The 24,498-nt window shown below is 35.9% G+C and carries 20 protein-coding genes and 1 pseudogene; 18 read left to right on the top strand and 3 right to left on the bottom strand.

All coding sequences use genetic code 11. The annotated features are described in order from the left end of the window. The first annotated feature begins 173 nt into the window (after positions 1 to 173). From IPP61_15655 to IPP61_15635, 5 genes and pseudogenes are all read left to right on the top strand, one after another. Positions 174 to 2,342 (top strand): N-6 DNA methylase, encoded by a 2,169-nt coding sequence (locus tag IPP61_15655; GenBank protein ID MBL0326592.1) that lies wholly within the window; start codon positions 174 to 176, stop codon positions 2,340 to 2,342. 7 nt (positions 2,343 to 2,349) lie between these two features. Then, a complete protein-coding gene (locus IPP61_15650; GenBank protein MBL0326591.1) occupies positions 2,350 to 2,994 on the top strand; it encodes an abortive infection family protein in 645 nt (214 codons plus the stop codon). Next, positions 2,978 to 6,214, top strand: coding sequence for a type I restriction endonuclease subunit R (locus tag IPP61_15645; protein MBL0326590.1), 3,237 nt, complete (start codon positions 2,978 to 2,980; stop codon positions 6,212 to 6,214). Before IPP61_15650 ends, IPP61_15645 begins: the two co-directional genes overlap by 17 nt. Positions 6,215 to 6,866: 652 nt before the next feature. After that, positions 6,867 to 8,038 (top strand): annotated as a pseudogene (locus IPP61_15640) (transposase). Positions 8,039 to 8,079: 41 nt separating this feature from the next. Beyond that, positions 8,080 to 8,814, top strand: a complete 735-nt coding sequence (locus tag IPP61_15635; GenBank protein MBL0326589.1) for a hypothetical protein — start codon at positions 8,080 to 8,082, stop codon at positions 8,812 to 8,814. A gap of 225 nt (positions 8,815 to 9,039) precedes the next feature. On the opposite strand, the gene IPP61_15630 is transcribed toward IPP61_15635, so the two are convergent. Further along, on the bottom strand, positions 9,040 to 10,197 hold the full coding sequence (locus IPP61_15630) for an IS91 family transposase (GenBank protein MBL0326588.1): 1,158 nt from the start codon (positions 10,195 to 10,197) through the stop codon (positions 9,040 to 9,042). After that, positions 10,179 to 11,087 (bottom strand): tyrosine-type recombinase/integrase, encoded by a 909-nt coding sequence (locus tag IPP61_15625; GenBank protein ID MBL0326587.1) that lies wholly within the window; start codon positions 11,085 to 11,087, stop codon positions 10,179 to 10,181. Before IPP61_15625 ends, IPP61_15630 begins: the two co-directional genes overlap by 19 nt. A gap of 341 nt (positions 11,088 to 11,428) precedes the next feature. On the opposite strand from IPP61_15625, the gene IPP61_15620 reads away from it, so the two are divergent. The 8 genes from IPP61_15620 to IPP61_15585 all read left to right on the top strand — a co-directional run bounded on the left by IPP61_15620 (position 11,429) and on the right by IPP61_15585 (position 18,335). Then, positions 11,429 to 11,902: a hypothetical protein gene (locus tag IPP61_15620; GenBank protein ID MBL0326586.1), complete on the top strand. Its 474-nt coding sequence runs from the start codon at positions 11,429 to 11,431 to the stop codon at positions 11,900 to 11,902. A gap of 325 nt (positions 11,903 to 12,227) precedes the next feature. Continuing rightward, the gene (locus tag IPP61_15615; protein MBL0326585.1) at positions 12,228 to 13,727 is read left to right on the top strand and encodes a TolB family protein; all 1,500 of its coding nucleotides are present in this window, start codon (positions 12,228 to 12,230) and stop codon (positions 13,725 to 13,727) included. Positions 13,728 to 14,101: 374 nt separating this feature from the next. Beyond that, positions 14,102 to 14,539, top strand: a complete 438-nt coding sequence (locus IPP61_15610) for a nuclear transport factor 2 family protein (GenBank protein MBL0326584.1) — start codon at positions 14,102 to 14,104, stop codon at positions 14,537 to 14,539. Between the two features lie 458 nt (positions 14,540 to 14,997). Then, entirely contained in the window at positions 14,998 to 15,540 is a 543-nt protein-coding gene (locus IPP61_15605) for a hypothetical protein (GenBank protein ID MBL0326583.1), read from the top strand. A 347-nt stretch (positions 15,541 to 15,887) separates the two neighbouring features. After that, positions 15,888 to 16,493, top strand: a complete 606-nt coding sequence (locus IPP61_15600) for a VOC family protein (protein MBL0326582.1) — start codon at positions 15,888 to 15,890, stop codon at positions 16,491 to 16,493. 15 nt (positions 16,494 to 16,508) lie between these two features. Further along, positions 16,509 to 16,895 (top strand): VOC family protein, encoded by a 387-nt coding sequence (locus IPP61_15595; protein MBL0326581.1) that lies wholly within the window; start codon positions 16,509 to 16,511, stop codon positions 16,893 to 16,895. A 138-nt stretch (positions 16,896 to 17,033) separates the two neighbouring features. Then, positions 17,034 to 17,585, top strand: a complete 552-nt coding sequence (locus IPP61_15590; GenBank protein ID MBL0326580.1) for a hypothetical protein — start codon at positions 17,034 to 17,036, stop codon at positions 17,583 to 17,585. A gap of 63 nt (positions 17,586 to 17,648) precedes the next feature. After that, a complete protein-coding gene (locus tag IPP61_15585) occupies positions 17,649 to 18,335 on the top strand; it encodes a hypothetical protein (GenBank protein MBL0326579.1) in 687 nt (228 codons plus the stop codon). A gap of 192 nt (positions 18,336 to 18,527) precedes the next feature. On the opposite strand, the gene IPP61_15580 is transcribed toward IPP61_15585, so the two are convergent. After that, positions 18,528 to 18,872 (bottom strand): hypothetical protein, encoded by a 345-nt coding sequence (locus IPP61_15580; protein ID MBL0326578.1) that lies wholly within the window; start codon positions 18,870 to 18,872, stop codon positions 18,528 to 18,530. 151 nt (positions 18,873 to 19,023) lie between these two features. On the opposite strand from IPP61_15580, the gene IPP61_15575 reads away from it, so the two are divergent. The 5 genes from IPP61_15575 (at position 19,024) to IPP61_15555 (ending at position 24,370) form a co-directional block, all read left to right on the top strand. Continuing rightward, entirely contained in the window at positions 19,024 to 20,373 is a 1,350-nt protein-coding gene (locus tag IPP61_15575) for a CotH kinase family protein (protein MBL0326577.1), read from the top strand. A gap of 455 nt (positions 20,374 to 20,828) precedes the next feature. Next, positions 20,829 to 21,221, top strand: coding sequence for a DUF1801 domain-containing protein (locus tag IPP61_15570; protein ID MBL0326576.1), 393 nt, complete (start codon positions 20,829 to 20,831; stop codon positions 21,219 to 21,221). 138 nt (positions 21,222 to 21,359) lie between these two features. After that, positions 21,360 to 21,764, top strand: coding sequence for a hypothetical protein (locus tag IPP61_15565; GenBank protein ID MBL0326575.1), 405 nt, complete (start codon positions 21,360 to 21,362; stop codon positions 21,762 to 21,764). Between the two features lie 243 nt (positions 21,765 to 22,007). Next, a complete protein-coding gene (locus tag IPP61_15560) occupies positions 22,008 to 22,430 on the top strand; it encodes a hypothetical protein (protein ID MBL0326574.1) in 423 nt (140 codons plus the stop codon). After that, positions 22,427 to 24,370, top strand: coding sequence for a hypothetical protein (locus IPP61_15555; protein ID MBL0326573.1), 1,944 nt, complete (start codon positions 22,427 to 22,429; stop codon positions 24,368 to 24,370). The genes IPP61_15560 and IPP61_15555 overlap by 4 nt, the downstream gene beginning before the upstream one ends. Positions 24,371 to 24,498: the final 128 nt, after the last annotated feature.

Below are 24,498 nucleotides of genomic sequence, written 5' to 3'. Positions count from 1 at the left end.
TTTCTTCCCCCCACAAAAAGAGAAGAAAGAAACCCCACCCACATTGCAGCACATTTGCAAGCCCCACGAGCCAACGCTCAAAACCAAAGCTTGCAAAAGATCTGCAATTTTGCTTACGCACCCGTGCTAAATTGTTACATTTGTGCTTTAATTAATTGATTTAAAATAATAATATGGCTAAAAATAGTAAGACAGAACAGGAAGAACCTCTAGAGAAAAAGCTTTGGAAAGCAGCAGATAAACTTCGTAAAAATATGGATGCTGCCGAATACAAACATGTAGTATTAGGTTTAATCTTTTTAAAATATATTTCGGATGCTTTTGAAGAATTGTATCAGCAACTTTTATCGCAAAAGGCAGATGGTGCAGACGCAGAAGATAAAAACGAATATTTAGCTGAAAAAGTGTTTTTTGTACCTGCTACAGCTAGATGGAGTTACATACAAGGCAGAGCTACACTACCTACAATAGGTAAGGATATTGATGATGCAATGGATGCTATTGAAAAGGATAATACATCTCTTAAAGGGGTATTACCTAAAGTTTTCGCACAAGAAAAACTAGACAAAAGTAGTTTAGGTGGTTTGATTAATTTAATTGGAACAGCAACTTTAGGCACAAAGGAAGCTCAAAGTAAAGACCTTTTAGGAAAAGTGTACGAGTATTTTCTTGGAGAATTCGCATTAGCAGAAGGGAAAAAAGGAGGTCAGTTTTACACACCATCAAGTGTTGTAAAACTATTAGTTGAAATAATCGAACCATTTGAAGGAAGAGTATTTGACCCTTGTTGTGGTAGCGGTGGAATGTTTGTTCAAAGTGAAAAATTCATTCTATCACATCAAGACCATTATAAGAATAAAAAATCAAATTCATTACAACTAAATCTTGCTGACAGAATATCAATTTTCGGTCAAGAAAGTAATCAGACAACTTGGAGATTAGCTAAAATGAATTTAGCTATTAGAGGCATTGATGGCAGTAATATTAAATGGAACAATGAAGGTTCTTTTTTAAATGATGCTCATAAAGATTTGAAAGCTGATTATATTTTAGCAAATCCACCTTTTAACGATAGCGATTGGAGTGGCAATCTATTGCAAAGTGATTCAAGATGGAAATATGGAGTACCACCAGTTTCAAATGCAAACTTTGCTTGGGTTCAGCACATGCTATTTCATCTTGCTCCAACTGGTAGAGCTGGTATAGTACTTTCAAATGGTTCATTGTCCTCCAACACTTCCAATGAAGGTAAAATCAGACAAGAGTTTATTGAAAATAACTTAGTTGAATGTATAATTTCATTACCTGACAAATTATTCTACTCAACCCAAATTCCGGCTTGCTTATGGTTTATTTCAAAGGCCAAAAAGCGAGATGATATACTTTTGATAGATGCTAGAAAGCTCGGAAAACTTACTGGAAAGAAATTAAGAACATTTAACGATGAAAATATTAATTACTTAAAAAGCATATTCAAAAAATGGGAAAGCAATGAAGGATATGAAGATATTAGCGGATTTTGCAAATCTGTTAGTTCAAGTGAAATAAAAGATAATGATTATTCTCTTATTCCCGGAAATTATGTAGGTGTAGCAGAAATTGAGTTTAACGAGGAGGAACTAAATATTGAATTAGAAGAAGTAAAAAACACATTGCCAGATTTGACTTCATCAAGTAATTCAACAGCAATAGAAATAAATGCTTTAATTCAAAAATTCTCATCATTCGGAAAATTAGAACATAAAGAATATAAACTTGGTGATTTTTTAACATTAAAAGGGGGAGGTGCGATTAAAGGAACAGAATTCACAACTGAAGGCTATCCAGTCATAAAAATTAAGAATGTAAAAGCTAACAAGTTAGTCCTTGATACTTTGGATTATATCTCTGATGAAAATGCAATAAAGTATAAGGATTATAAAATCGAATACAATGATTTATTAATCACAATGACAGGCAATAGATTTGAAGGTGGTATGGATAGTTGGGTGGGGAAAGTGGCATTATTTAGAGAGTCCGAAGATTACTATTTAAATCAACGTGTTGGCATACTTCGTTTAAAAGAAGGACAAAAAATTGCTTCTTTAAACTATATTTCATTCTTACTTTCAACTGAATATATGCAAGAGTATTTTGTTAAAATTGCAAGAGGTTCAGGCGGTCAATCAAATCTTTCACCTGACCAAATTTTAGGGACTTTAGTAAAATTGCCAAGTCTCGAAATTCAGGAAATGTTTTCTAGCATTGTTGAGGTTTACTATAACAAAATTGAAATTGAAAATCAAATTCAAAATTTAATTTTTAAAGGTTGCTCTGCGTTATTTCAAAAATCAATGATATAGATAAATAATGGAACGGCTTAAAACTCTTATACAACAATATAGCAGGTGGTCTCCGTTGAGCGAGTATGTTGAACGGATTGAAGGATTTAAGAATACTGACTTTTCTATTTCAATTGAAAATTCAAAATCCTTGCTTGAGAGCATTGCAAAAGAAATTTGTAAACAAAGAGGACAGCCATTAGAAGGGACAGAATCTGTAGGTAAATTAATCGGTTTATCTTTTGGATGCTTAGGTTATTCGCCATCAAATTCAATAAGACAGATTGGAACAGCAATTTCCAATATTGGACAACAGATGGGCAATTTTAGAAATGAAATAGGAAAAACATCTCATGGTAGAACACTTGAAGAGTTAAAGAGCAAATCAACAGTTGTAAATAGTTTAACAGGCGATTTTTTAATTTTCTCAACGGAAACCGTTTGCAGTTTCTTAATTGAAGCGTTTGAAACAGATAATCCACTTGCAGAAAGCGAGAAGGATATAAAGTATTCTGATAATAATGAGTTTAACGAATTTTGGGATGATGAGTTTGGTGATTTTAATATGGCTGTTTATTCATTTACAGCCAGTGAAATTCTTTTTAACTGTGATATAAATGCCTACAAAACAGAACTAAGTTCATATAGTAATAGTGATGAAACCAATAACTGAAGATAACATAGAAAAATTCTCAATTGAATTACTTCAATCAATTGGGTGGAATTATATTCACGGTCTTCTAATAGCACCTGGAGCGGAGCAAACAGAAAGAGAGAATTTTGAGCAAATAATACTGCTAAACCGTTTACGTGAATCCATTTATAAAATTAATCCAAGAATTCCTAAAGATGCTCAAGAACAGGCTGTTCAGAAAGTAATTAGAATATATACACCAGAACTTTTGCACAATAATGAATCCTTTCATCAACTATTAGTAGAGAAAGTAAAAATTCCTTATCAACAAGATGGTTTTGAACGTAGTTATGAAGTTGCTTTGATTGATTTTGAAAATCCGTTGAACAATGAATTTTTGTGTGTTAATCAATACACCATTGTTGAAAAAAATCAAAACAAACGACCTGATATATTGCTGTTTGTAAACGGAATGCCATTAGTTGTAATCGAACTAAAAAATGCAGCAGATGAAAACGCTACCATGCGTAAAGCATTTGACCAATTGCAAACATACAAATCCACCATTCCAAGTTTATTTACTTACAACGCTATTTGTGTAATATCTGACGGAATGGAATGTAAGGCGGGTAGTGTTTCAGCTGGTTACAGCCGTTTTATGACATGGAAAACAGCCGATGGCCAAAAGGAAGCATCACGGTTTATTCCTCAATTAGAAATTCTTTTAAAAGGAATGCTGAACCCTGTCACCCTCCTAGATTTAGTTCGCAATTTCATTGTGTTTGAAAAAAGTAAAAAGGAAGATACTAAAACTGGCATCACACAAATTGAAACAGTTAAGAAATTAGCCGCATATCATCAATATTATGCAGTAAACAAAGCCGTTCAATCATCTATTATTGCCTCGGGAGCAAAAGGTGACAAAAAAGGCGGTGTCGTTTGGCATACACAAGGTTCTGGTAAAAGCTTAAGTATGGTTTTCTATTCGGGCAAATTGATAACATCACCCGAAATGCAAAACCCAACAATTGTAGTCATTACCGACCGTAACGATTTGGACGACCAGTTATTTGACACGTTTGCAAATTCCAAACAATTACTAAGGCAAGAACCTGTTCAAGCAGAAAACAGAGAACATTTAAAGGAATTGTTAAAAGTGGCAAGCGGTGGAATTGTGTTTGCTACCATTCAGAAGTTTTTACCCGAAGACCAAAAATCGGTTTACGACCAGCTTTCGGAACGTAGAAACATAGTTGTAATTGCAGATGAAGCACACAGAACGCAGTACGGTTTTGAAGCATCAATCAAAGAAGTAAAAGATAAGGAAACTAAAGAGAGTATAGGAAAACGCATTGCGTATGGCTTTGCCAAATATATGCGAGATGCTTTACCAAATGCAACTTATATTGGTTTTACAGGAACACCTATCGAGGGCACGGATGTAAATACTCCCCAAGTTTTCGGGCAATATGTAGATGTGTATGATATATCACAATCGGTTGCCGATGGAGCAACAGTTCGCATTTATTACGAAAGCCGTTTGGCAAAAGTGAATTTGGATGAAGAAGGCAAACGCTTAATTGAAGAATTTGATGTAGAACTTGAACAGGACGAAGAAATAACAGACCAGCAAAAAGCAAAAGCCAAATACACAAAATTGGAGGCTATTGTTGGAAATGAGGAACGTATAAAAAATTTAGCGAAAGACATTGTAACCCATTCGGAACAACGCCAAAAAGTATTTGATGGCAAAGGTATGATTGTAGCAATGAGCCGCAGAATTGCAGCCGATTTATACAAAGAAATTATTGCATTAAGACCCGAATGGCACGATGATGATTTAAACAAGGGAGCAATTAAGGTTGTAATGACTTCAAATAGTGCTGATGGCCCCGAAATGCAACGCCATAACACTACAAAGCAACAGCGTAAAAATTTAGCAGAACGAATGAAAGACCCAGCCGACCCGTTGCGTTTGGTTATAGTTCGTGATATGTGGTTGACTGGTTTCGACGCTCCTTGTTTGCATACGCTCTACATTGACAAACCAATGAGAGGACACAACTTAATGCAAGCCATAGCTAGGGTAAACCGTGTTTTTAAAGACAAGCCAGGCGGTTTAATTGTTGACTATTTGGGAATTGCAAATGACTTAAAAAAAGCATTGTCTTTTTATTCGGATTCAGGTGGTAAAGGCGAACCTACGTTAGATTTAGAAAAAGCAATTGCCTTGATGAATGAAAAATATGAAGTAGTTCAACAGTTTTTCAATGAAGAAGCTAAAACACAAAAAGATATTGTTGCCGAAGAACCCGAAGCATATTATGCAAACAGTTTTAGATTTAACTATAAGAGGTTTTTTAATGTTGAACCAAAGGAGAAAATGTCAATTATTCTTCAATCAGAAGAACATATTTTGGGTTTAGAAGATGGCAAAACTCGTTTCATAAGGGAAGTAACATTGTTAAGTCAAGCCTTTGCTTTATCTATTCCGCACGAAAGAGCAATGGAAATTAAAGATGACATTGCATTTTTTCAAGCAGTAAAAGCAAGGCTTGTAAAATTTGAAGGAACAGGAACAGGCAAATCAGATATTGAAATAGAAACAGCCATCAAACAAATAGTTGATGAAGCATTAAGTTCAGACAAAGTAATAGATATTTTTGAAGCAGCAGGTATTGACAAACCCGAAATATCTGGTTTAGAAGTGCTTTCAGATGAATTTCTTTTGGAAGTAAAAGGAATGAAGCACCAAAATTTGGCATTAGAACTTTTAAAGAAATTATTGAATGACGAAATAAAAACACGTTCTAAAACCAATTTAGTAAAGAGTAAAAAACTTTTAGAAATGTTGGAAGGTGCAATAAAACGCTACCAGAACAACTTGCTGACAACAGCAGAAATTATTCAAGAACTCATCAACATTGCAAAGGAGATTAAAGAAGCCGACAAAGAAGGTGAACGACTTGGTCTGACAAAAGATGAAGTTGCTTTTTACAATGCTTTAGAAGTAAATGATAGTGCAGTAATGGTTTTGGGTGACGACCAACTCAAAGAAATTGCAAGAGAAATTACGGACAAAGTAAGAGCTAACGCAACTATTGACTGGACTATTAGAGAAAGTGCAAGAGCAAGATTAATGGTAATTGTTAAGCGGACATTGACAAAGTGGGGTTATCCACCAGACAAACAAGCAAAAGCAATTGAAACAGTTTTAAAACAAGCAGAACTAATGGCAGACTTCTTTACAAAAGATTGAGCCGACGCACAGTCGTAAGCACATTTGCAAGCCCACACGAGCCAACGCTAAAGCCAAAGGCTTGCAAAAGAGCTTCCGCCTCTCCAGCCCGAGTAACCGCCTTTCAGGACGGTTTTAGGATTGCCCACGCTCAAAAAAATAAAATAAATTTGTGCTTCGCAGATAGGTTGGTGCAGGTTGACAATGACAAGAAAATAAAGCTAAATAAATGAAAAACAGACGGATATGAATGAACACCAGTTGCCAACACGCGGTATAGTTAATTGCCGGTGCAGTGGGTATTCGAGCGGCACAGCTCGTATCAAAAGTAGTTGTAACTTGATAGGAAAGTGCTTCGAAATCGGCAACTAACCATACCGCCAACCGTTAGCAGTAATTCCCCATTTTCCCAAAAGAAATAAATTCTCGTGCTAACGTGAGCCGTCGAAGTCCGAAAAATCTTGTAAATTAGCCTTGACTCATTGCGATATCCTTTTAAGCATTGGTGCATCAAAAGCCCGTGCGTCATTCTGATAGGAATGTAAAAAGTCCCGATTCTCGGTCGGGACTTGGTGATAAATTCAGTGGTGCCTCAAGAGCCCGTTCAGAATAATTTTCGACTGTAAATATACATTCCCTTTGAGTCATTTTTCAAATCTTAATAGGTTAAAAAATGGCAAAATCATCTTTTGAAATCATTAATCCCAATTGTGCAGGGATCGACATCGGCAGCCGCTCGCATTTCGTGGCAGTAGGCCAAGAACTCTCTGATGTACAAGAATTTGGCGTATATGCCGATGACCTAGTGGCCATCTGCATGCATTTGAAAAAACATAACATCACCTCAGTGGCCATGGAAAGTACAGGTGCTTATTGGCAAGCACTTTATGCTGTTCTTTTGGCTCATGGTTTTCAGGTAATCCTTTGCAATGGTAAGTTTACAAAAAACATCAAAGGTCGTAAAACTGACATTCAAGATTGTGCCTGGATTCAAAAAGCCTTACTGGATTGGCAATTATTGAGGCTATTTGCAAAGGCGAAACAAAACCTGAAAAAACTGGCCGAACTCAGACACGGAAACTGTAGAAAATCAGAAGCCGAGATAGCTAAAGCTTTAGAAACCAATGGGAGAATGGATTATTTATTTGCCCTACAACAAGAGCTTGATATGTATAAAATCATTCAAACAAAAATAACAGCTTGCGATACAGAAATAGAAAAAATGCTGAGTAAGATAATAGATCAAGACGACAATAAAAGGCAACATTATATTGATAAAAAATCGCATAAAAGAATCAATAAAAACACACCAAAAATATAGATTTAAACATCGTCGGTTACCAATATTTTGAAGGAGTGGACCTGATGGAAATCGAAGGTTTTTCTCATGGAACAATCCTGCATTTAATCAGCGAAGTGGGTTTAGAGGGCATAAAAAAGTTTCAAACCGCCAAACAGTTTGCCAGCTGGCTACGGCTAGCTCCAAACAATAAAAAAACTGGTGGCAAAATAATTTCGAGCAAAGTACCAAAAGGAAGTAATCGCTTAAAAATTGCTCTAAGAAATGCCGCCAATGCCATAGGGAATCTGAAAGACTCCACTCCACTAAGAGATTTCTTCCAAAGAATAAACTTCAAAAAGGGAAGAGTGTCAGCTATTAGTGCAACTGCTCGAAAATTGGCAGTAATAGTTTGGAATATGGTAACAAAAGGAACCAGATATATTAACCCCGAAGGTTATTTATTCTTAGATCAAAAAAGAAAACTTGGCTTGGTCAAAAGAATCCAAAAACAAATTGATAAATTTGGACTGACTAATGAGGAAATACAATTGGCAACTAATTGATTATCAGTGTGAATAAAAAACGTTAGTCAGAATAAAAGACAATGCTAAAAATCGAAAAACTGCGGACATTTTTAGAGAAAAATAAAATTTTTGTAGAGACAATAACTGCAACTTGCTTGGCTATTATGGCAATTGTTGTTTCTATAAAAGCAAACAAAATTGCAGAGCAACAGACAAATATTGCTTATCAAGAACTTTTACCTAAATTTCACATAGTAACTAAACAAACTATTGACCCGAAGCTCAACCTTTACACAGGACAAAGTGTTCAAGTATTCAATTATGGTAACAACTTCGACAATTTTTATGCTGAAGGATTTTCATTTATTGAACTTACCTTTGAAGATACTTTAAAACAAGTTACCCGTGTCGAAAAGATTAGATTGTTACCTGTTTATTCTTATCAGTTTGCAAGTTCAGACGAACAAAAAGGTCTTATTAGAGAATTGAGAACAAACGACTTTTATTTGGATATTGACACTTTGGATTTCAATTTTAATAAAAACAAGCATTTAGTAAAAAAATGGACACTAAAAGAATTTCAATTCAAGCATTATTTAAAGTTGAGTTATTTATCCATAATGAAGGAACGGAAAATCAATTACTACGATATAGATTTTATGGAAGGACAACTTCTTGAAGACGAAATTGGGAGTAAACTATGGAATCAACATAACAGTGATGCAGACAGACGTGGAGCATTAAAATTACATTGCAATGAACAAAATGTAATAGAAAAACTAAAATTATTGAATGAGCAAATGAATGAAAAATAACAGCCACCAACAAATAAGGCTTCGTTCGGCATGCAATGCCCAGAATGAAGCCAATGTTGAACTTAATCTTCGGTAGTTTTTACCTATGGGGTTTTCGTCTGCTGCTTTATGAGTTTCTCGAGCAGTTTCCCGCTGATTTTTGAAGTTTTGTGTGTGTATTTGATGTTTCTATTACCTTTTCTAGCTAATTCTTAACTTCTAGAACATACCTTCCCCTACCCACGCTCATGCTAGAACTGGTTGGATTAACTTATACCACAGGTCCTTATAAAACTCTGGTGGCCCTCGCTGATCAAAGCTCAGTATCGTTCGCAAACTACCCGTTTTGCAACATTTACAGGGTCTTACTCTTTGAGTTTTCCCTTTGGCTTCGGTTTGCTTTTGTCCAAGTTTTTGCTGCAATTCTGGTAGTCTGGATCGCTTCCAAGTACTGCTTAATATGCCATAGTGACGTATGCGTACAAAGCCTCTGGGCAAGATATGCTGGCTAAATCTTCTGGTAAATTCCTCAAGACTAAGCGTCATTTCCTTTACCTGAGCACCAGTTTTGTAGTCTTTATAAGTAAAAGTAACAGTCTTGCCATCCACACTTTTGATGCGGTGATTGCTAATTGCCACCTTGTGCGTGTATCTGCCCAGATATTCCACTACCAATTTCGGGCTACCAAACGGACGCTTGGCATACACCACCCACGATTTTTTATAGAGTTCGTTAAGCAGTGTTTGGGGTACTTTTTCTTTTAGTCTGTGTCTGAGTTCAGACAGATATTTTGCCCTGAATACCACACTCATGGCTTTTACAGGAAACAGGAATTTACCTTTCAATCGTGCTTTTCGCCAGCGTCCTTTGGCATCAACCCCACCACCCGGCACTATGCAATGCAGGTGCGGATGAAGACTCAGATTCTGTCCCCACGTGTGTAACACCGCTATCATTCCGGCCTGTGCATTAAGATGTTTTTCGTCCTTCGCAAAAACTGCCACTGTCTGCCATGTTGCCGCAAAAAGGGCGTCATACAACACTCTGGGCTCATGCATAACCAAAGAATTTAGCTCACTGGGCAAAGTGAAAACAACATGAAAATAAGGCACTGGCAATAACTCGGCTTCTCTTGCCTGTATCCATTCTTCTCGCTTTTCACCTTGGCATTTAGGGCAGTGGCGGTTCCTACACGAGTTGTAACTGATGCTGATATTGCCACAGCTATCACAAGCATCAATATGACCACCCAAGGCTGCTGTACGGCAACGCTTTATGGCTGATAGGGTGCGTAACTGCCAAGTATTTAAACCAATATGCTCAATATTTTCGCCCAGTTGATTGAGTACATCAGCTACACTTCGACTTCGCTCAGTGCAGGCTTCTACCTTTTGGGTTGACATGCAGCAAACAGTGTGTCCAATGGACTAAAAGGCTTTACTCTGCCACTTTGGGCTACATGCAGATAAATCATTGTGGTCTCTATGCTTTCGTGACCCAGCAATCCTTTCAGGGTTACGATATCAGTACCATCTTCGAGCAAATGAGTAGCATAGGTATGTCTGAGCGTGTGTACGTTTACGTGTTTGCTTATGTCTGCTTTTTTGGCTGCTTGAGCCACTGCCCATTGAACCCCTTTTTGTGAATATCTGGAGTCAAAATCTCCCCCTTTTCGATTCTCAAGTGGCTGACCATTAAATAGCCAATCTTCAGGTTTTTCAGCTGAGATGTATTTCTTCAAGCCTCTGATCAGATGCTCGCTCAATGGCACATATCTGTCTTTCTTTCCTTTGCCTTGGTAAACATGAAGCATTTTTCGGTCAAAATCTAAGTCTCTGAGCCGAACATTACGAGACTCAAAACAACGTAAACCGCAGCCGTAAAGTAGCCCTATCAGTATCTTATGTTTCAGTAAATCAGGTGCTTGTAGCAGTCTCCACATTTCTTCTTTGCTCAGCACTACAGGCAACTTCTTGTCTTTCTTTATGCTCGGCAAGCCCATGTCTATCGGCTTGATGCCTTCAATTTTGAAGAGCAGCCTCAGCCCGTAAATTGTAAATTTAAAATAGCTTTCAGAGGGTGTGTTATGTTCTTGTTGTACCAGATTTAGATAGTCTGTCAGTTGGTCTTCGTCAAGTTCGGTTGGTAAGCATTTAAAATGAAGGGACAATTTAGCTAAGTGCCTGATATAATTGAGATAAGTACTCCGACTTAGACCAAGTATCGAAAGTTTTTTCTCAAACTTTTGGTTCAACTCTCTGAATCCCTTAATTTCATTGTCTGCTTGAGCTATAAGGGTATTTTGCCTTAGCTCTTCGGGCTTCCCGCTTTGACGGGACAAGTTTTTTTTGGTGTCATAATTACAAAATTTAGTTGGTTTAAATCTTGTATATCAATCAATACCATGCCAAAAACTACCGAAGGTTTAGTTCAACATCGGTTTGGCAATATGGTGGTTGAAGTGCTTCTATGAAACATTTGTGCAAGGTTCAACAGCAGCAATTCTATTGAACTTTTGTGCTAAAAATCCGCCACATCGCCAAGCCGAAAACCGTTGGGCTCCATGAGTTCATACTTCGGGGCAAACTTCATGCAATGACTTACGAATATTCATTTTGCAAATAAAATATTGAAATGACAATTAAAGATCTAAAAGACGGAGTAACTGGTTGGAGATTTACAAGAGAAAGAATAATAAACCTGACAATTGGACTAACCTCAATACTGATTCTCGAATTTGTAGCAAGACCCATTTATCGTCCGTACATTTATAGAAATAATATCAATGACTTTCATTTGGCCGACACGCTAGGTAACACATTAGGCACGATTGCCACAATTTTTGTTTTTATCGGATTGATTGGACAAGGAAGAGCACAACAACTATCTTTAATTAAGACTTTAACAATAAGTGTAGCTTTATATGAAATTGCTCATCCATTACTAGGAAAGACAATAGATCCGTGGGACATTGTTGCAACATTCCTGACTGGAGGACTCTGTTTGATATTGTATAAGTTTATTCATCCTATATCTGTGGACAAAGAACCATTGACTGACAAGTCAGCTCTTCGGGATGTTCCGTCAGGACATCCCGAAGCTAGATAAAAAAGGATTTGAAAACCTGGCTTTAATGCCAGCAGACGCGATAAGTCATAATGAATGAAGATGAGTAGATTGGATAGCCTAAAGCCTAATCTGCGATCTATAGATATTTCACTCTTATCGGCGAATTGATTGTTTCAACCCCATAAAACAAATTCCAGTAAAATCCTTATTATCAATTCGCCGGGAATACCAGGGTGCTTAGAAACATAGCAAAACATCATTAGTTTTTGTTGAAGATTTTAATTCAGAATTTTATTTAGATTTTCTCATTTCCCTTATTTATAATCGTTAATTTTGATTTATTTATTCAACCAATCAAATCAAGATGAAATCACTAACAATTATTTTTATTTTTGTTGCTTTCAGCACGGCCTTTGGCCAATTACCCGGTAAAATCGGTCTTTTTGACGAACGAACAGACATAGGAAAACCCGCTATAAAAGGTGATGTATCCTATAATTCAGACACCCAGGAATATACCCTTTCCGGAGCCGGTATCAACATGTGGGGTAGAACCGACCAGCATAATTTTCTTTGGAAAAAATTAAAAGGCGATTTTATTATTTCGGCTACAATTAAGTTTATCGGGGCCGGAACAGACCCGCATCGTAAAATCGGCATTATCGCACGAAACAGTCTTGACCCTAACGCTGCCTATGCCGACGCTTGTGTACATGGCGATGTGCTCACTTCTCTTCAATATCGTGAGGCCACTGAAGCCGAAACCAATCAAGTGGAGCTTTCGACCTATCACCCCAGCCATATCGAGTTTCAGCGAAAAGGCAATAAATTCTTTTTTTCGGCAGCCACCCAAGGCGAAAGCTTTAAAACGGTTACAAAAGAAATAAATCTTAACGATGAGGTATTTGCAGGTCTTTTTCTATGCTCACACAACGAAAAAGTAGTTGAGAAAGCTATTTTTTCAAATGTACGCATCACCATACCTGCTTCTGATGACTATACACCCTATAAAGATTATTTGGGTAGCCAAATTGAAATTTTGGATGTAAAAACCGGTTTACGAAAAATTATACATTCCGTGCCCAACTCCATACAGGCTCCAAACTGGTCAAAAGACGGTAAATATCTTTATTATAACAATAGCGACGGTAAAATGTTGAAGTTTACCCTGGCCACAGGTAAAGAAGAAATCTTAAATACAGGTAATGCTGTGGTCAATAATAACGACCACGTGCTGTCTTTCGATGGAAAAATGATAGGATTGAGCTCATATTTGGGTAATCCCCGTAGGTCAACAATATATACCATGGCCCTTGATGGAAAAGGAGAAGCCAAACAAATAACTGACCCGACCTGGGGACATTCATGGTTTCACAGCTGGTCACCAGATGGTAAACGCCTGATTTACATGGGTGATCGCAACGGTCAGCAGGATATTTGGTCTATAGATATAGCCACAAAAATAGAAACGCAATTGACCAAAACACCTACCCTGGATGACGGACCGGAATATACTCCCGATGGTAAATATATATATTTTAACTCAGTAAGAACCGGTACCATGAAAATTTACAGGATGAAGCCCGACGGCAGCAATCAGGAGCAGGTTACTTTTGATAAATACAACGACTGGTTTCCGCATATTTCACCTGATGGAAAGCAGCTGATATATATTGCTTTTCCGAAAGAAATAGACCCTGCAAGTCATCCGTTTTACAAAAAAGTAACTTTAAAAATTATGCCGGTTAGTGGTGGTGTACCCCAAACGATTGCCTATTTCTATGGAGGCCAGGGTTCGATAAACACCCCTTCCTGGTCGCCTGACGGAAGGTATGTAGCCTTTATAAGCAATACCAAACTATAAATATAACCTTCTAAATGTGAAGCCTTTCTTTTATTGGAAAGGCTTCTTTTTTATATCTGGCAAATCCTTAAAATTTGGGTTAAAATTATAATAAAAAATGGGTTATCATCTAAAACAGTTTCTAAGATGATTTTGAAAATTTTGAATACATAATTGAAAAAGAAATTAAAAAAAAATAAAGTCACCCATAGCGGTTTTGCAAAAGCGGGATATTATTAATATTTTTGAGCTACTTGATTTTATTGAACATTTATGTTAAAATGAGCATTTGCACTTAAATTCCCCCATCTTTGCCAAGCCTATATATGCCAGCTGGAAAACCAAAACAAACAATATAAAGACCTTCAAAAAAGAAATTAAATTTAACTTTAAAAATGAAACAAATACTATTCATTATTTCTCTAATATTTTTTTCAACTTTTAGTTTTGGACAATCAAAATCAGAATTGGAGATCAGACAATTAGAAAATTACTGGGCTGAATTATTAGACAAATCAGACACGACTGCATTATCAAAAGTTTGGTCGAAAGATTATATAGTTAACAATCCGGCTGGTAAAATCATTACCGGTAATGACATTATTGGTTTTATACGCAATGGCCAGAAGTTCCCTGCCTACCAAAGGATAATCGAGAGTGTCACATTTTCTAAAAACCTAGCTATAGTGATGGGTAAAGAAATTTCTCAACCACAAAAAGATGCTTTGGGAATAGAACAAAAAATTGTAAGACGTTTTACAAATATTTGGGTAAAAGAAAAAAAGGAATGGAAATTAGTTGCGAGACAAGCCACCAATATTGCTAATTCTTAAAGAAACTAAATTATTTATTGTGATTTGAATCCACCTATAGGAAGGATATTACCTTCGGATAAGCGAATGGAGGGATATACCTGCAGAAAAAGAATCCCTGTGAAATTCATTTTATCAAATTAGTTTTTACCTGACTCCATTCTGAACACATTGAAAAAACAATCTGACTAATCCAAAGCCATAATAACTAATCTGCCTCACCTCCTTATGTATTGCGGTGTTGGCAATCCATATTTACATTATTTTACATTTGATTTACTACATTTCGGAATTCAAAGGATAGTTTTGAACATGGAAAAGCCTCAAAGACAGGGTAACTTATCAGTTTGGCATCAGAATAAAATGAGAAATTAAAACTTTAAAATTTGAATTTTTACTTTCAGGTTGAAAGGAACATTATTAAAGTTTTTAGTAAAGAAATATTCTTGAGAAAAATATCAATTAAAAATATTAAAAGTATGAAAAAGACTATTTACATGCTGATTTTACCGCTGATTGTAGTAGTCGGACTGGTATTTGCGAATCGTGAATTTAAAAAAGTAACTCCAAAAAAGACAATCTCAAAGCCTCCCACAGCTGAAGAAATAAAAGCTTCCAGGAAAAAATGGGAGGCTACCCCGGATGGTATTTTGTTCAAAAAATGGGAAGCTTCACCCGCAGGTCAAAAGGTTTATGCCAGTGAAGCCAAAATAAGGAAGTCATTAATGGATAGTACCAGTATGGAGGGCGTTATTACTTCTCTTTCGCTTCCTCCAGGCTCACGTGTTGGTTTCGGAATGATGGTCAGGATTAAGGGTGACGATTTTATTCTTAGTTTTGGACCGTTAAAATCCAATGAATTCCAGCAATTGCATAGCTTAAAAGTTGACGACAATATCATAATCAGAAGCCGAAACGTGTCCCATGCACCCAAGTATGCCTATCCAATAGTAGCGGGCGATTATATAGAGCGAGACAGTAAAATAATTTATAAACATTTACCTCGCAAAGACGGTTGTTAGACTTTGATATGTATTCCTATTTTTGCTTTGTTGACCATCAAGGAATTATAGAGAATTAGGGAAATAAATAGCAATTGTAGGAAAAGCAAGAAATAACAACGATCCACCAAATTGCATTTTTAAAAAGTGCAATAAACTATCTGTACGTTCCGAATCACGACATTAAGCCACATTTGCTCCGGTAGAAGGAACACGTTGTTTGTCGGCTGTGGCTCAATCAGACTTACAGACTGGTTTCAAATTTTCTATTCTTCAGAAATAATATTATTTTGCCTTCTAATTTAATAATTTCTCTTAAAACATCTATTTTCTTTTAAATTTTAGACTATCAAAAAAAATTTAAAACTATGAAAAAGAAAATAATTCATTTTTTGACTGCATTGGTCGTTGCCAATCTTATGGCCTGTGGAAATTCAGAAGAGAATGCCGACAAAAACAATAAAACCGAATCAACTTCCGATCAAAACGAGCCAAAAAAGTCTGTCTCTATTAAGCAAAAAATAACTCCTTCACTCTGGGTTGAGACCAAAGACGCTAAAGAAGTGGTTGATTATTACCTTTCTATATTCAAAGATGGCAAACTGAAAGAACTACGTAAATATAAAAATCCACCGGAAGCTGGAGGAGGAGACTTTGAAACTGCAATTATGGAAATTAATGGCGTAGAATTCAATATTTTTGCTGCGGGTCCATTTTTCAAATTCAATGAGTCGGTTTCTTTTGTGATTAATTGCAAAGACCAGGCAGAAGTAGATTATTACTGGAATGCTTTGACCACAAACGGTGGGGAAGAAAGTTCTTGTGGATGGTGTAAAGACAAATATGGTTTATCGTGGCAAGTGGTTCCTGAAGAATATTATGACCTTATTAACAGTGATAATCCAAAAGTTAGAGAAAAGGCAATGAAAAATACCCTCAAACAGAAAAAGTTAATCCTTTCAGAACTAAAATGAAGTAAAAAATTATTCATGCCAACATTCCTAAAATCACTGGTTGTAGTTTATTGTTCAGATATTCAGGCTTCTGCTCATTTTTATGGTGAAATTCTGGGCTTGGAAACATGTTACCGTTTTCCCAAAATAGGTGAACCTGAACATATTGAATATAAAATAAGAGAATCGGTGATAGGCATAAGTTCATTTAAAGGCTTGCAATCTCATGGCTTGCCGGTTGAGGTTTCCGGACATCCCTTCGAAATTGGACTAAAAACCGATGACATTTTCGGGCTTTTTGAATACTTGAATAAAGAAAGTGTAAAAATAATTAAGCCTCCGGCCAAAAGTGAAGCGGGGAATTATTTTGGATATATCTCAGACCCTGACGGCAACTGGATTTCTATCTACCAAAATGCCTGAGTTTTTTTAAAATATTTTTAAACTGTTTTACCTTTCCAGCAAATTTAAAATACCTTTATTACCTATTTTTGGTGCAGGGAAAAATTAAATACAATAAAATACTACCCCAGAAAGTTTATACATTTTTAAAATTAACCGATGATACTCGACATTCTAGAAAAATCAAAGAAAGAAAATAAAATAATAGGGTTAAATTTTTATGGAACCTATGAAGGTTTTAATTGCGGATATGTACTGGAATACACCGATGAGTTTGTGATTTTGCAACACTTCTCCAAATTTGGCACAGCCGATGGTATTGTCACACTCAGCCTATCAGATATTAAGTTTGTTGAAACCGATACGGCATATTTAAACGGGATAGAATTATTGATTAAACGCCAAAAGGAAATCCTGACCCAAACTTTTCATTTAAAAAGTAAAAACGAGTTTAAGAATAACTTTACCAGTTTGTTTGAAAGCTTCATCGGTGATAAAGATTTCATTATAAAGTTTGAACTCGACGATGATGAGGTCTATTTTGGATTTATCGAATGGTGTGATGAAGATTATTTTTCAATCATTAACATTGACCTTGACGGAGCGGTAATTGGAAAGGCCACATTTCGTTTTGAAGACTTAAAAGTATATACTGTGGATGATCTTGAATGCCGGAAAAGGAAGGTTTTATTTGAAGCAAGTAAACAATAATTTGATTATTTAAATTTTTTGAATACTGAAAGAAATTAAAAATATTTTAATTGTAATTATCTAGTGGAATCAAATACCGAAAATCAAATACTCACTGTTGACAATTTCCAGGATCTGATAAATACAATCTATGAAGGAGAAAAAAATGCAATTTGCTGGGAACGAAAGTTGAGTGGAGATTTTTCGGAAATTGTAAAGAAAGTAAAAATCGTAGATAATATCACGGTCATTGATGCTGAATACCTTCAGGAGCTGGAATTGAGTAAAGAAGGTGAAATAGCCCGCGAAATAATAATAAATGATCTGAAATTATTAAGTGAGTTTGGTGCTGATCCGGTGCTGAATCTGATTCAATGCTATGAGCAGGATGAGGAAAATTCCATATTCCCGACCGACGTATATTCATACCATGTGGACCGCTCTCCCCTACCCACCGATACCTTTTTATGCACTTACTATGGTGATCCGAGCGAAATCATTCCAAATTCTCAGGCAGTTCAGAAAATATTGATTCCTGAAATTCGTGAAGAATTATTAAAACAATTCGGGGGCGATGTGGAAGATTTTGAGTCTTATTTAACAGAAAATTTCTTTGATCTGCATTATCAGGCCACTCCTGAGGCTGAACCTCTTAGCTTAGGCTTAGGTAATCTTTGGCGATTGGCGATAGATCATCCGGAACTTAGAGTTCCGCCTTGTGTCCACCGTGCTCCAAAAGAAAAAACCAGCCGCTTGCTGCTTATTTGTTGAAAATGCAACAATGCAAAGCTTTCCACAATTCTACCGGACCTGGATGTTCAGGTATAAATAAACAATTCTGTTAAGATCTTATTATTTTCAAGTTTCGACCTACTGAAGATTTCGAAATTCGATCAATGCCAAATAAAAAAAACCTCCAAATAAATTGATATTCAGAGGTTTTTAAAATTTTATAAAAATCAATTATTCTGTTTTAACAACTTTTGTAAGCTTAGTTTCACCTCTTTCATTTTTAACCATAATTTCATTATCTGAAATAAGTTCGCCGGTATTATTTATGGTCATATCATTGAATGATATTGTGAAGGAAAATTTCTTTCCATCCACTTTTCCATTTTCCAGGGTAGTTTCACCAAACCTCGTTTTCCATGTTCCGGTAAGTTTTTCACCTTCTACCTTAAAGGTGTAATTGATTTCGAAAGTACCGTTTGGTGTTTCCCGGGTTCCTTTCCAGTTTCCATCAATGGGATTTTGGGCAAAAGCCCCCACACTGCAGATCAGCAGTGCAAAACTTAATAAATATTTCATGATTGAATAAATTTAAATGAGAACAAATCTACATAGAAATGCTTAAAATGCTTTAAAAAACTTAACTTTGTTAACCATTCCGGTGCTGCCGGAATCAAATTTTTTTCAACCGCTCTCCTTCGAAAGGAAGCTTCTATAAAATTAAACAATTATGCGTTCTAGGCTCGCTTTGGCGGTGCTGTTACTTTTCATTTTTGCTTGTGAAAAGCCAATGGATCCGGCAACTTTAAAGGCGTTTGGTGACAAACCCGATTATTCCTGGGTTTACCCTGAAGATCAGGTCAGAAATCTGACAATCAACCTTGGTCAAGCAAATTGGGACAAAATTCAAAGAGACATGGAATATCGAACTGCCCGAAAGTTTGGAAGCCCAACGACTATTCCCGGTGCGGTGCCTCCACCTGCCAATTTAAGTCTTGATGCGGTACCTGGCGACCCCATCTATGTAGAAGCCAGCGTAAGTCAGGATAATTTTACATGGGAAAAAGTTGGATTCCGATTAAAAGGAAATGCTTCGCTAAGTGCAATTTGGAGGAACGGTGTATATAAATTGCCTTTCAAACTTCAGTTTGATGAATTTGAAGATAAATATCCCGAAACAAAAAATCAGCGATTTTATGGCTTCAAAGAGCTGGCATTGGTGCCCAGTTATGGAGATAATTCATTTATGAAAGAAAAACTGCTGACCAATTTATATCGGAAAGCAGGAGTATTGGCTTGTCAGGTAGCTTATTACAAAATATTTATAGATTTCGGTCAGGGAAAAAAATATTGTGGTATGTACCAGGCTATTGAAACCGTAGAAGAACATATGGTTGAAACCCAAACCGGAAAAAAAGTTGGAAACGTATATAAACCGGAATCAAATCTTCAAACATTTGTGTCCTCCCAGTTTGAAAAACAAAATAATAAAATTCCTGCTGATTACTCTGACATAAAATCCTTGATATCAGCTATTCATCACTCATCAAGAATCGGTGAACGGGCTATTTGGAAAAAACAACTGGAAGATATTTTTAATGTTAAAGCTTTTCTAAAGTATTTGGCAGTTAACAACACAGTTGGCAATTGGGATAGTTATGGGCAGCTTACACACAATTTCTTTTTGGTAAATATTGACGGGGTTCTTCAATGGGTGCCCTACGATCTAAATTTATCGTTTCAAATGAAAGGTGGGCTCAATCGCACTGCCCTTACTTTTGAAATGAATGAAGTTGGAGGACAATGGCCGCTCATCAGATATCTGATTGATGACCCCGAATATTTTGCTTTTTATAAGTCTTCTGTAAAAGAGTTTGTGGAGAAAACTTTTACACCCGCTTTAATGACCGACTATCTCAATAAACACAAAGGTGTACTTGCCCCTCATTTTACCTCTAATGAAATCGAGAAGCCTCCATATGGCTCGATTCCAAATAGTCAAAGTTTCGACCAGTCGGTAATTGACCTGGATAAATACATAAAAGAAAGGCACGCTGCTGCACTAAATTTTATCAAATAAAACACTGATTATAATTTACTTGATTCATTATTATCAAAAAAAACATTTAAATATGGAAAAAATAATATTTATCTGTGGAATTTATAATATCGGTTTTGCGATTTTCCATACCGGATTCTGGAAGATATTTCATTGGAATCAGGATTTGAAAAAATTAAGGTTTGAAAATAAGGCAATCATTCAAATTCTGAATATTCAAATCATCTATTTTTTCTTATTTACAGCGATAATTTGTTTTGCATTTCCAGATGAACTTCTAAATACAGCAATTGGAAAATGGTTTTTAGTGGGAAATTCTATATTCTGGATTTTAAGGACGATAAACCAATTTATTTTTCTCAGAAGTAAACACTTCATGGTTCATGTTTTGACAATAATTTTTATTTTAGGAAGCTTTTTGTTTGTATTTCCATTAATATTGAATTGAAATACTATTTTAAAATTTACTATATCTTATGAAAAACAGGTTTAACCCCGAAGTAACCAACTTTCTTGACGGTCAAAGTCATCCTTTGAGAGAAAACATTGAAATGCTCAGAGAAATAATATTGGGTTCGAATTCTGAAATAAGTGAAAACATCAAATGGAATGGACCAAATTACTGTTTTGAGGAACAAGACAGAATTTCGATGCGGATAAATCCCCCTAAACAACTCCAGCTGATATTTCATCGGGGTGCCAAAAAAATCGCTCAGCCCGCCGGTAGATTAATAGAAGATACTTCAGGTCTGCTTGACTGGAAAGAAAACGACCGTGCAGTGGCCAATTTTAAGAATATTGAGACCATAATAAAAGAAAAAGAAAACCTGCAAATCATTGTAAATAAATGGATTGAGGCTGCGATGTAATTTAGTTTAATTTTATTCAAAACATTCTGAAAAACACACCGAAGAATTTATTCGGTTTTGAGAAATAAATAATTGCAATAATATACATTAAATCCCTGTTTATCATAAATTTACACAATTAAAAACTCTGATGCCTTCATGAAACTAATCTCTCAAAAACAAGCCCTGAACATCATGCTGGGACTACTTTCGGGAGTGATGGTTTTCCATATTCTTGTGCTAACAGAAGTTATCCCCTACAACATTGTTTGGGCAGGAAAGTTACACTCTGTGCAGGAAATGCGTGTATTTGAGTCAGTTTCAATGACTATATTGGTGATAAATATTTTGATATTTTTGTTGAAAGCTGGTTACATTAAACATAAAATTTCAGAAAAGATTCTGAATTGGATTATTGGTTTTTATGCTTTATTGTTTTTTGTCAATACCATCGGCAATCTTTTTGCCCAAACTGCCTTTGAGAAATACTTTTTTACGCCCTTAACACTCGTTTCGGCCATACTATGTGTTTTGATTTTGGTGGGAGATAAATCAAAGAATTAAGATTTGAATATCTTATTCTCTTTTTCGGAAACCTAGTTTTTTAAAGTCTGATTTCCTGACCTTTAGCATATTTCTTTATGACTTTTGCAGTTGTAAAATCCGACCTTTAATATTTAATTACGAGATGAATCGGATTCTGTTGAAATAATAAATTTCTGGAAGTTTCCTATAGTTATTCTTCCAAAAATGGTTTTTTAAATCATCGGAATTGTGATTCTTCATCACCAAAAAGCCATTGATTTTATGAAAAAGGGAAATTTTCTTCGGACAGTCTTCTTCGGCTTTCTTTTTACTGGTATTTTACATTTTTTATTACCGATTGGCTGTAAAGAACCCGTTGACGCAGAACCAGCTCCAATAACCGAAAAAATTGAAATTGATACCAAAGGTCTTAACAAAAGTACTTCTGAACTTGAAACCGCACTTTTGGGTGAAGATGTGGCCGAGGTACAATCTATGCTCAGCCCTGATGCCGCTGAAAGGTTAAATAACGTAATTCCAAAGCTTAAACCCTATCTGAAAGATTTTGGTGCTGCCTACAAAACCCGGAAACTGGAATTTGCCACTCCAATATACGCCGAGTACAGTTTTACTTTCAAAGAAAAGACCGTAAGTGTAGCTTTTAGCCGTAATGATAGTGGAACCTGGAAACTGATGAGATTATGAAAAACCTGAAAAACACCTTAGCCCTGACTCTTGGTAGTCTGCTTTATATATTGATGTGGCAGGTACTTAGCAGTTTTGGTAACCATTATGGTCACCCGGTTATTAATGAAAATATGCTGAATGCCTTTACCGAAGGTACCAATTATAAGAAAATTGAAAAACTAAAAAACTTTTATTTCGATTTAAACGAAACGGTTAAAGGCACAGGAATTACATCTGGCGGTAAGACTTCAATTTCTGAAGGTAAAATGGAATTATCGGTCAAAAACTGGATCATCCAGGGAGGAGTTTATGCCGATGAACCCGAAGTGATGAATTCACTGAGACATTTTTATGATCCTACTCAACCTGCTGGATCCAGGCATCTTACAGATCAATCGAGGGGTATTTTGGGTTATGTCCAGTCTGCTTATGGTATTTATGATTTGCCAAAAATCGATGGCGTGGAGTGGGCCGTAGCAAATGCCGACCATGAATACAATTGGGTTCAGGGAAAAATAGCCTTAAAAGATGCTTTCGGTGCAACAGATCTTTCAAAAAAGAAAGAACTAATGGCCAAAGCATGGAGGTGCCTCGGAGAAACCATGCACATGGTAGCAGACAATGCCACACCCGCCCACGTGAGAGATGATGCCCACCCTGCTCCATTGGGTGACAGCAAAAGTTTTGGCGACCCGGACACATTTGAAGAATATATGGATTATATAGCAGAAAACGAAAAAAAACCTGGGTTTGGGTATTTTGCTAAATGGTCAAAATTACAAGCCGATGCCACTTTGACTGCTAATTTAAACAAAGCCACCACTATAAGGGAATTGGCTCATACTTTGGCTGTCTATACAAATACCAATTTCTTTAGTGGTCAAACCATCGAAGGCAATGACTCTCAGGGTTATACTGTTGTTTCAAAATCAAAAAGCGGTAAAAAATATCCTAGCCCTAAAATTGACAAATCAATGTATATCGGCACCCATTTCGAAAAAAATGGAATCAAACTTTGTTCACAACCTTGGTGGATAGGAATAGTTTCGAATGTAAGTGATGTATTTATTGATAAACCTACAGTAGAATCAATGGCCACTAAGCTCATTCCGGCAGCCATGGAGGGTGGCAAAAATGCAATCCGGCTTTTTATACCGGATATTAAATTGGTAATCACCGAGTTCAAAAGCGATGGAACTTTTAAAGGAACCGTAAACCACACAAAAGACGCTGAATATACCCTTCCGATAGTTTACAATGGAACAATAAATATTCTCGATAAAAAACTTAACATTATTGAAAAAATTGAAGCTAAAGACAACAAATTTGAAGGAAAACTTAAAGATCTCAATATAGCCGAAATTAGTGCGTTTTTCAGTGTCGCTGGTTTGGATATATACAGTAGCTCAATTGTAAAATCAGATTTTGAAATAAAATGGGGACATATCTATATCTTAGGCGAATTTGATGCTAGTTATATTTATAGTGGTAAAGTACCGGAAGGATTTGAAAAGACCTGGAAAGGCGTAAAAGTCCAAAACCTTGATTTTAATTTCTATTTAGAAGATAATCTAAAAGAATCTAATGGAAATGTAACTGGTTCTATGGGTGGCAATCCTTTTCAGATTGCATTTGACCCTGCGACCAACGACTTAAAGAGTTTTAATATAAAAAGAACCTATACTTGGGCTGTCGATAAATTTGATATGGACATGTCTGCAAAAGGAGGCGGAATTCCGGTAAAATATTATAATAATCCAAATCTTGATCCGGCATCAAAATATATGATATGGACTGTGAAAGGAAAAGAATGTCAGGCATTCATTCAGGATGCTAAACTTTATGTCAAACAGTATTTACCTTCTTATGAGGGATTAATTGAAGAAAAATGGTTATCAAAATACCAAGCCACGGATAATTCAAAGATTGAGATTTATCTTTATTACAAAAAAAAATAAGGTAGGTAATAATTAAATGAATCAAAGATTCTTAAACAATTATATGAAATCAAAATATGTTAAAATATTAAATTTGGTGCCATATAATTAATAAGATTATATTAATAAATTGCTTTGTCCTTCTGATA

This window comes from Cytophagaceae bacterium (assembly GCA_016722655.1).
Taxonomy (GTDB): Bacteria; Bacteroidota; Bacteroidia; order Cytophagales; family Spirosomataceae; genus Leadbetterella.
The sequence above is the reverse complement of the archived record's forward strand: the minus strand, read 5'-3'. Positions and strand labels throughout refer to the sequence as shown.

What these genes read in the sequence shown, in the direction of transcription:
- IPP61_15655 (MBL0326592.1), top strand. Translation starts at nt 174, where the DNA reads ATGGCTAAAAATAGTAAGACAGAACAGGAAGAACCTCTAGAGAAAAAG.
- IPP61_15650 (MBL0326591.1), top strand. Translation starts at nt 2,350, where the DNA reads ATGGAACGGCTTAAAACTCTTATACAACAATATAGCAGGTGGTCTCCG.
- IPP61_15645 (MBL0326590.1), top strand. Translation starts at nt 2,978, where the DNA reads ATGAAACCAATAACTGAAGATAACATAGAAAAATTCTCAATTGAATTA.
- IPP61_15635 (MBL0326589.1), top strand. Translation starts at nt 8,080, where the DNA reads ATGCTAAAAATCGAAAAACTGCGGACATTTTTAGAGAAAAATAAAATT.
- IPP61_15630 (MBL0326588.1), bottom strand. Translation starts at nt 10,197, where the DNA reads ATGTCAACCCAAAAGGTAGAAGCCTGCACTGAGCGAAGTCGAAGTGTA.
- IPP61_15620 (MBL0326586.1), top strand. Translation starts at nt 11,429, where the DNA reads ATGACAATTAAAGATCTAAAAGACGGAGTAACTGGTTGGAGATTTACA.
- IPP61_15615 (MBL0326585.1), top strand. Translation starts at nt 12,228, where the DNA reads ATGAAATCACTAACAATTATTTTTATTTTTGTTGCTTTCAGCACGGCC.
- IPP61_15610 (MBL0326584.1), top strand. Translation starts at nt 14,102, where the DNA reads ATGAAACAAATACTATTCATTATTTCTCTAATATTTTTTTCAACTTTT.
- IPP61_15605 (MBL0326583.1), top strand. Translation starts at nt 14,998, where the DNA reads ATGAAAAAGACTATTTACATGCTGATTTTACCGCTGATTGTAGTAGTC.
- IPP61_15600 (MBL0326582.1), top strand. Translation starts at nt 15,888, where the DNA reads ATGAAAAAGAAAATAATTCATTTTTTGACTGCATTGGTCGTTGCCAAT.
- IPP61_15595 (MBL0326581.1), top strand. Translation starts at nt 16,509, where the DNA reads ATGCCAACATTCCTAAAATCACTGGTTGTAGTTTATTGTTCAGATATT.
- IPP61_15590 (MBL0326580.1), top strand. Translation starts at nt 17,034, where the DNA reads ATGATACTCGACATTCTAGAAAAATCAAAGAAAGAAAATAAAATAATA.
- IPP61_15580 (MBL0326578.1), bottom strand. Translation starts at nt 18,872, where the DNA reads ATGAAATATTTATTAAGTTTTGCACTGCTGATCTGCAGTGTGGGGGCT.
- IPP61_15575 (MBL0326577.1), top strand. Translation starts at nt 19,024, where the DNA reads ATGCGTTCTAGGCTCGCTTTGGCGGTGCTGTTACTTTTCATTTTTGCT.
- IPP61_15570 (MBL0326576.1), top strand. Translation starts at nt 20,829, where the DNA reads ATGAAAAACAGGTTTAACCCCGAAGTAACCAACTTTCTTGACGGTCAA.
- IPP61_15565 (MBL0326575.1), top strand. Translation starts at nt 21,360, where the DNA reads ATGAAACTAATCTCTCAAAAACAAGCCCTGAACATCATGCTGGGACTA.
- IPP61_15560 (MBL0326574.1), top strand. Translation starts at nt 22,008, where the DNA reads ATGAAAAAGGGAAATTTTCTTCGGACAGTCTTCTTCGGCTTTCTTTTT.
- IPP61_15555 (MBL0326573.1), top strand. Translation starts at nt 22,427, where the DNA reads ATGAAAAACCTGAAAAACACCTTAGCCCTGACTCTTGGTAGTCTGCTT.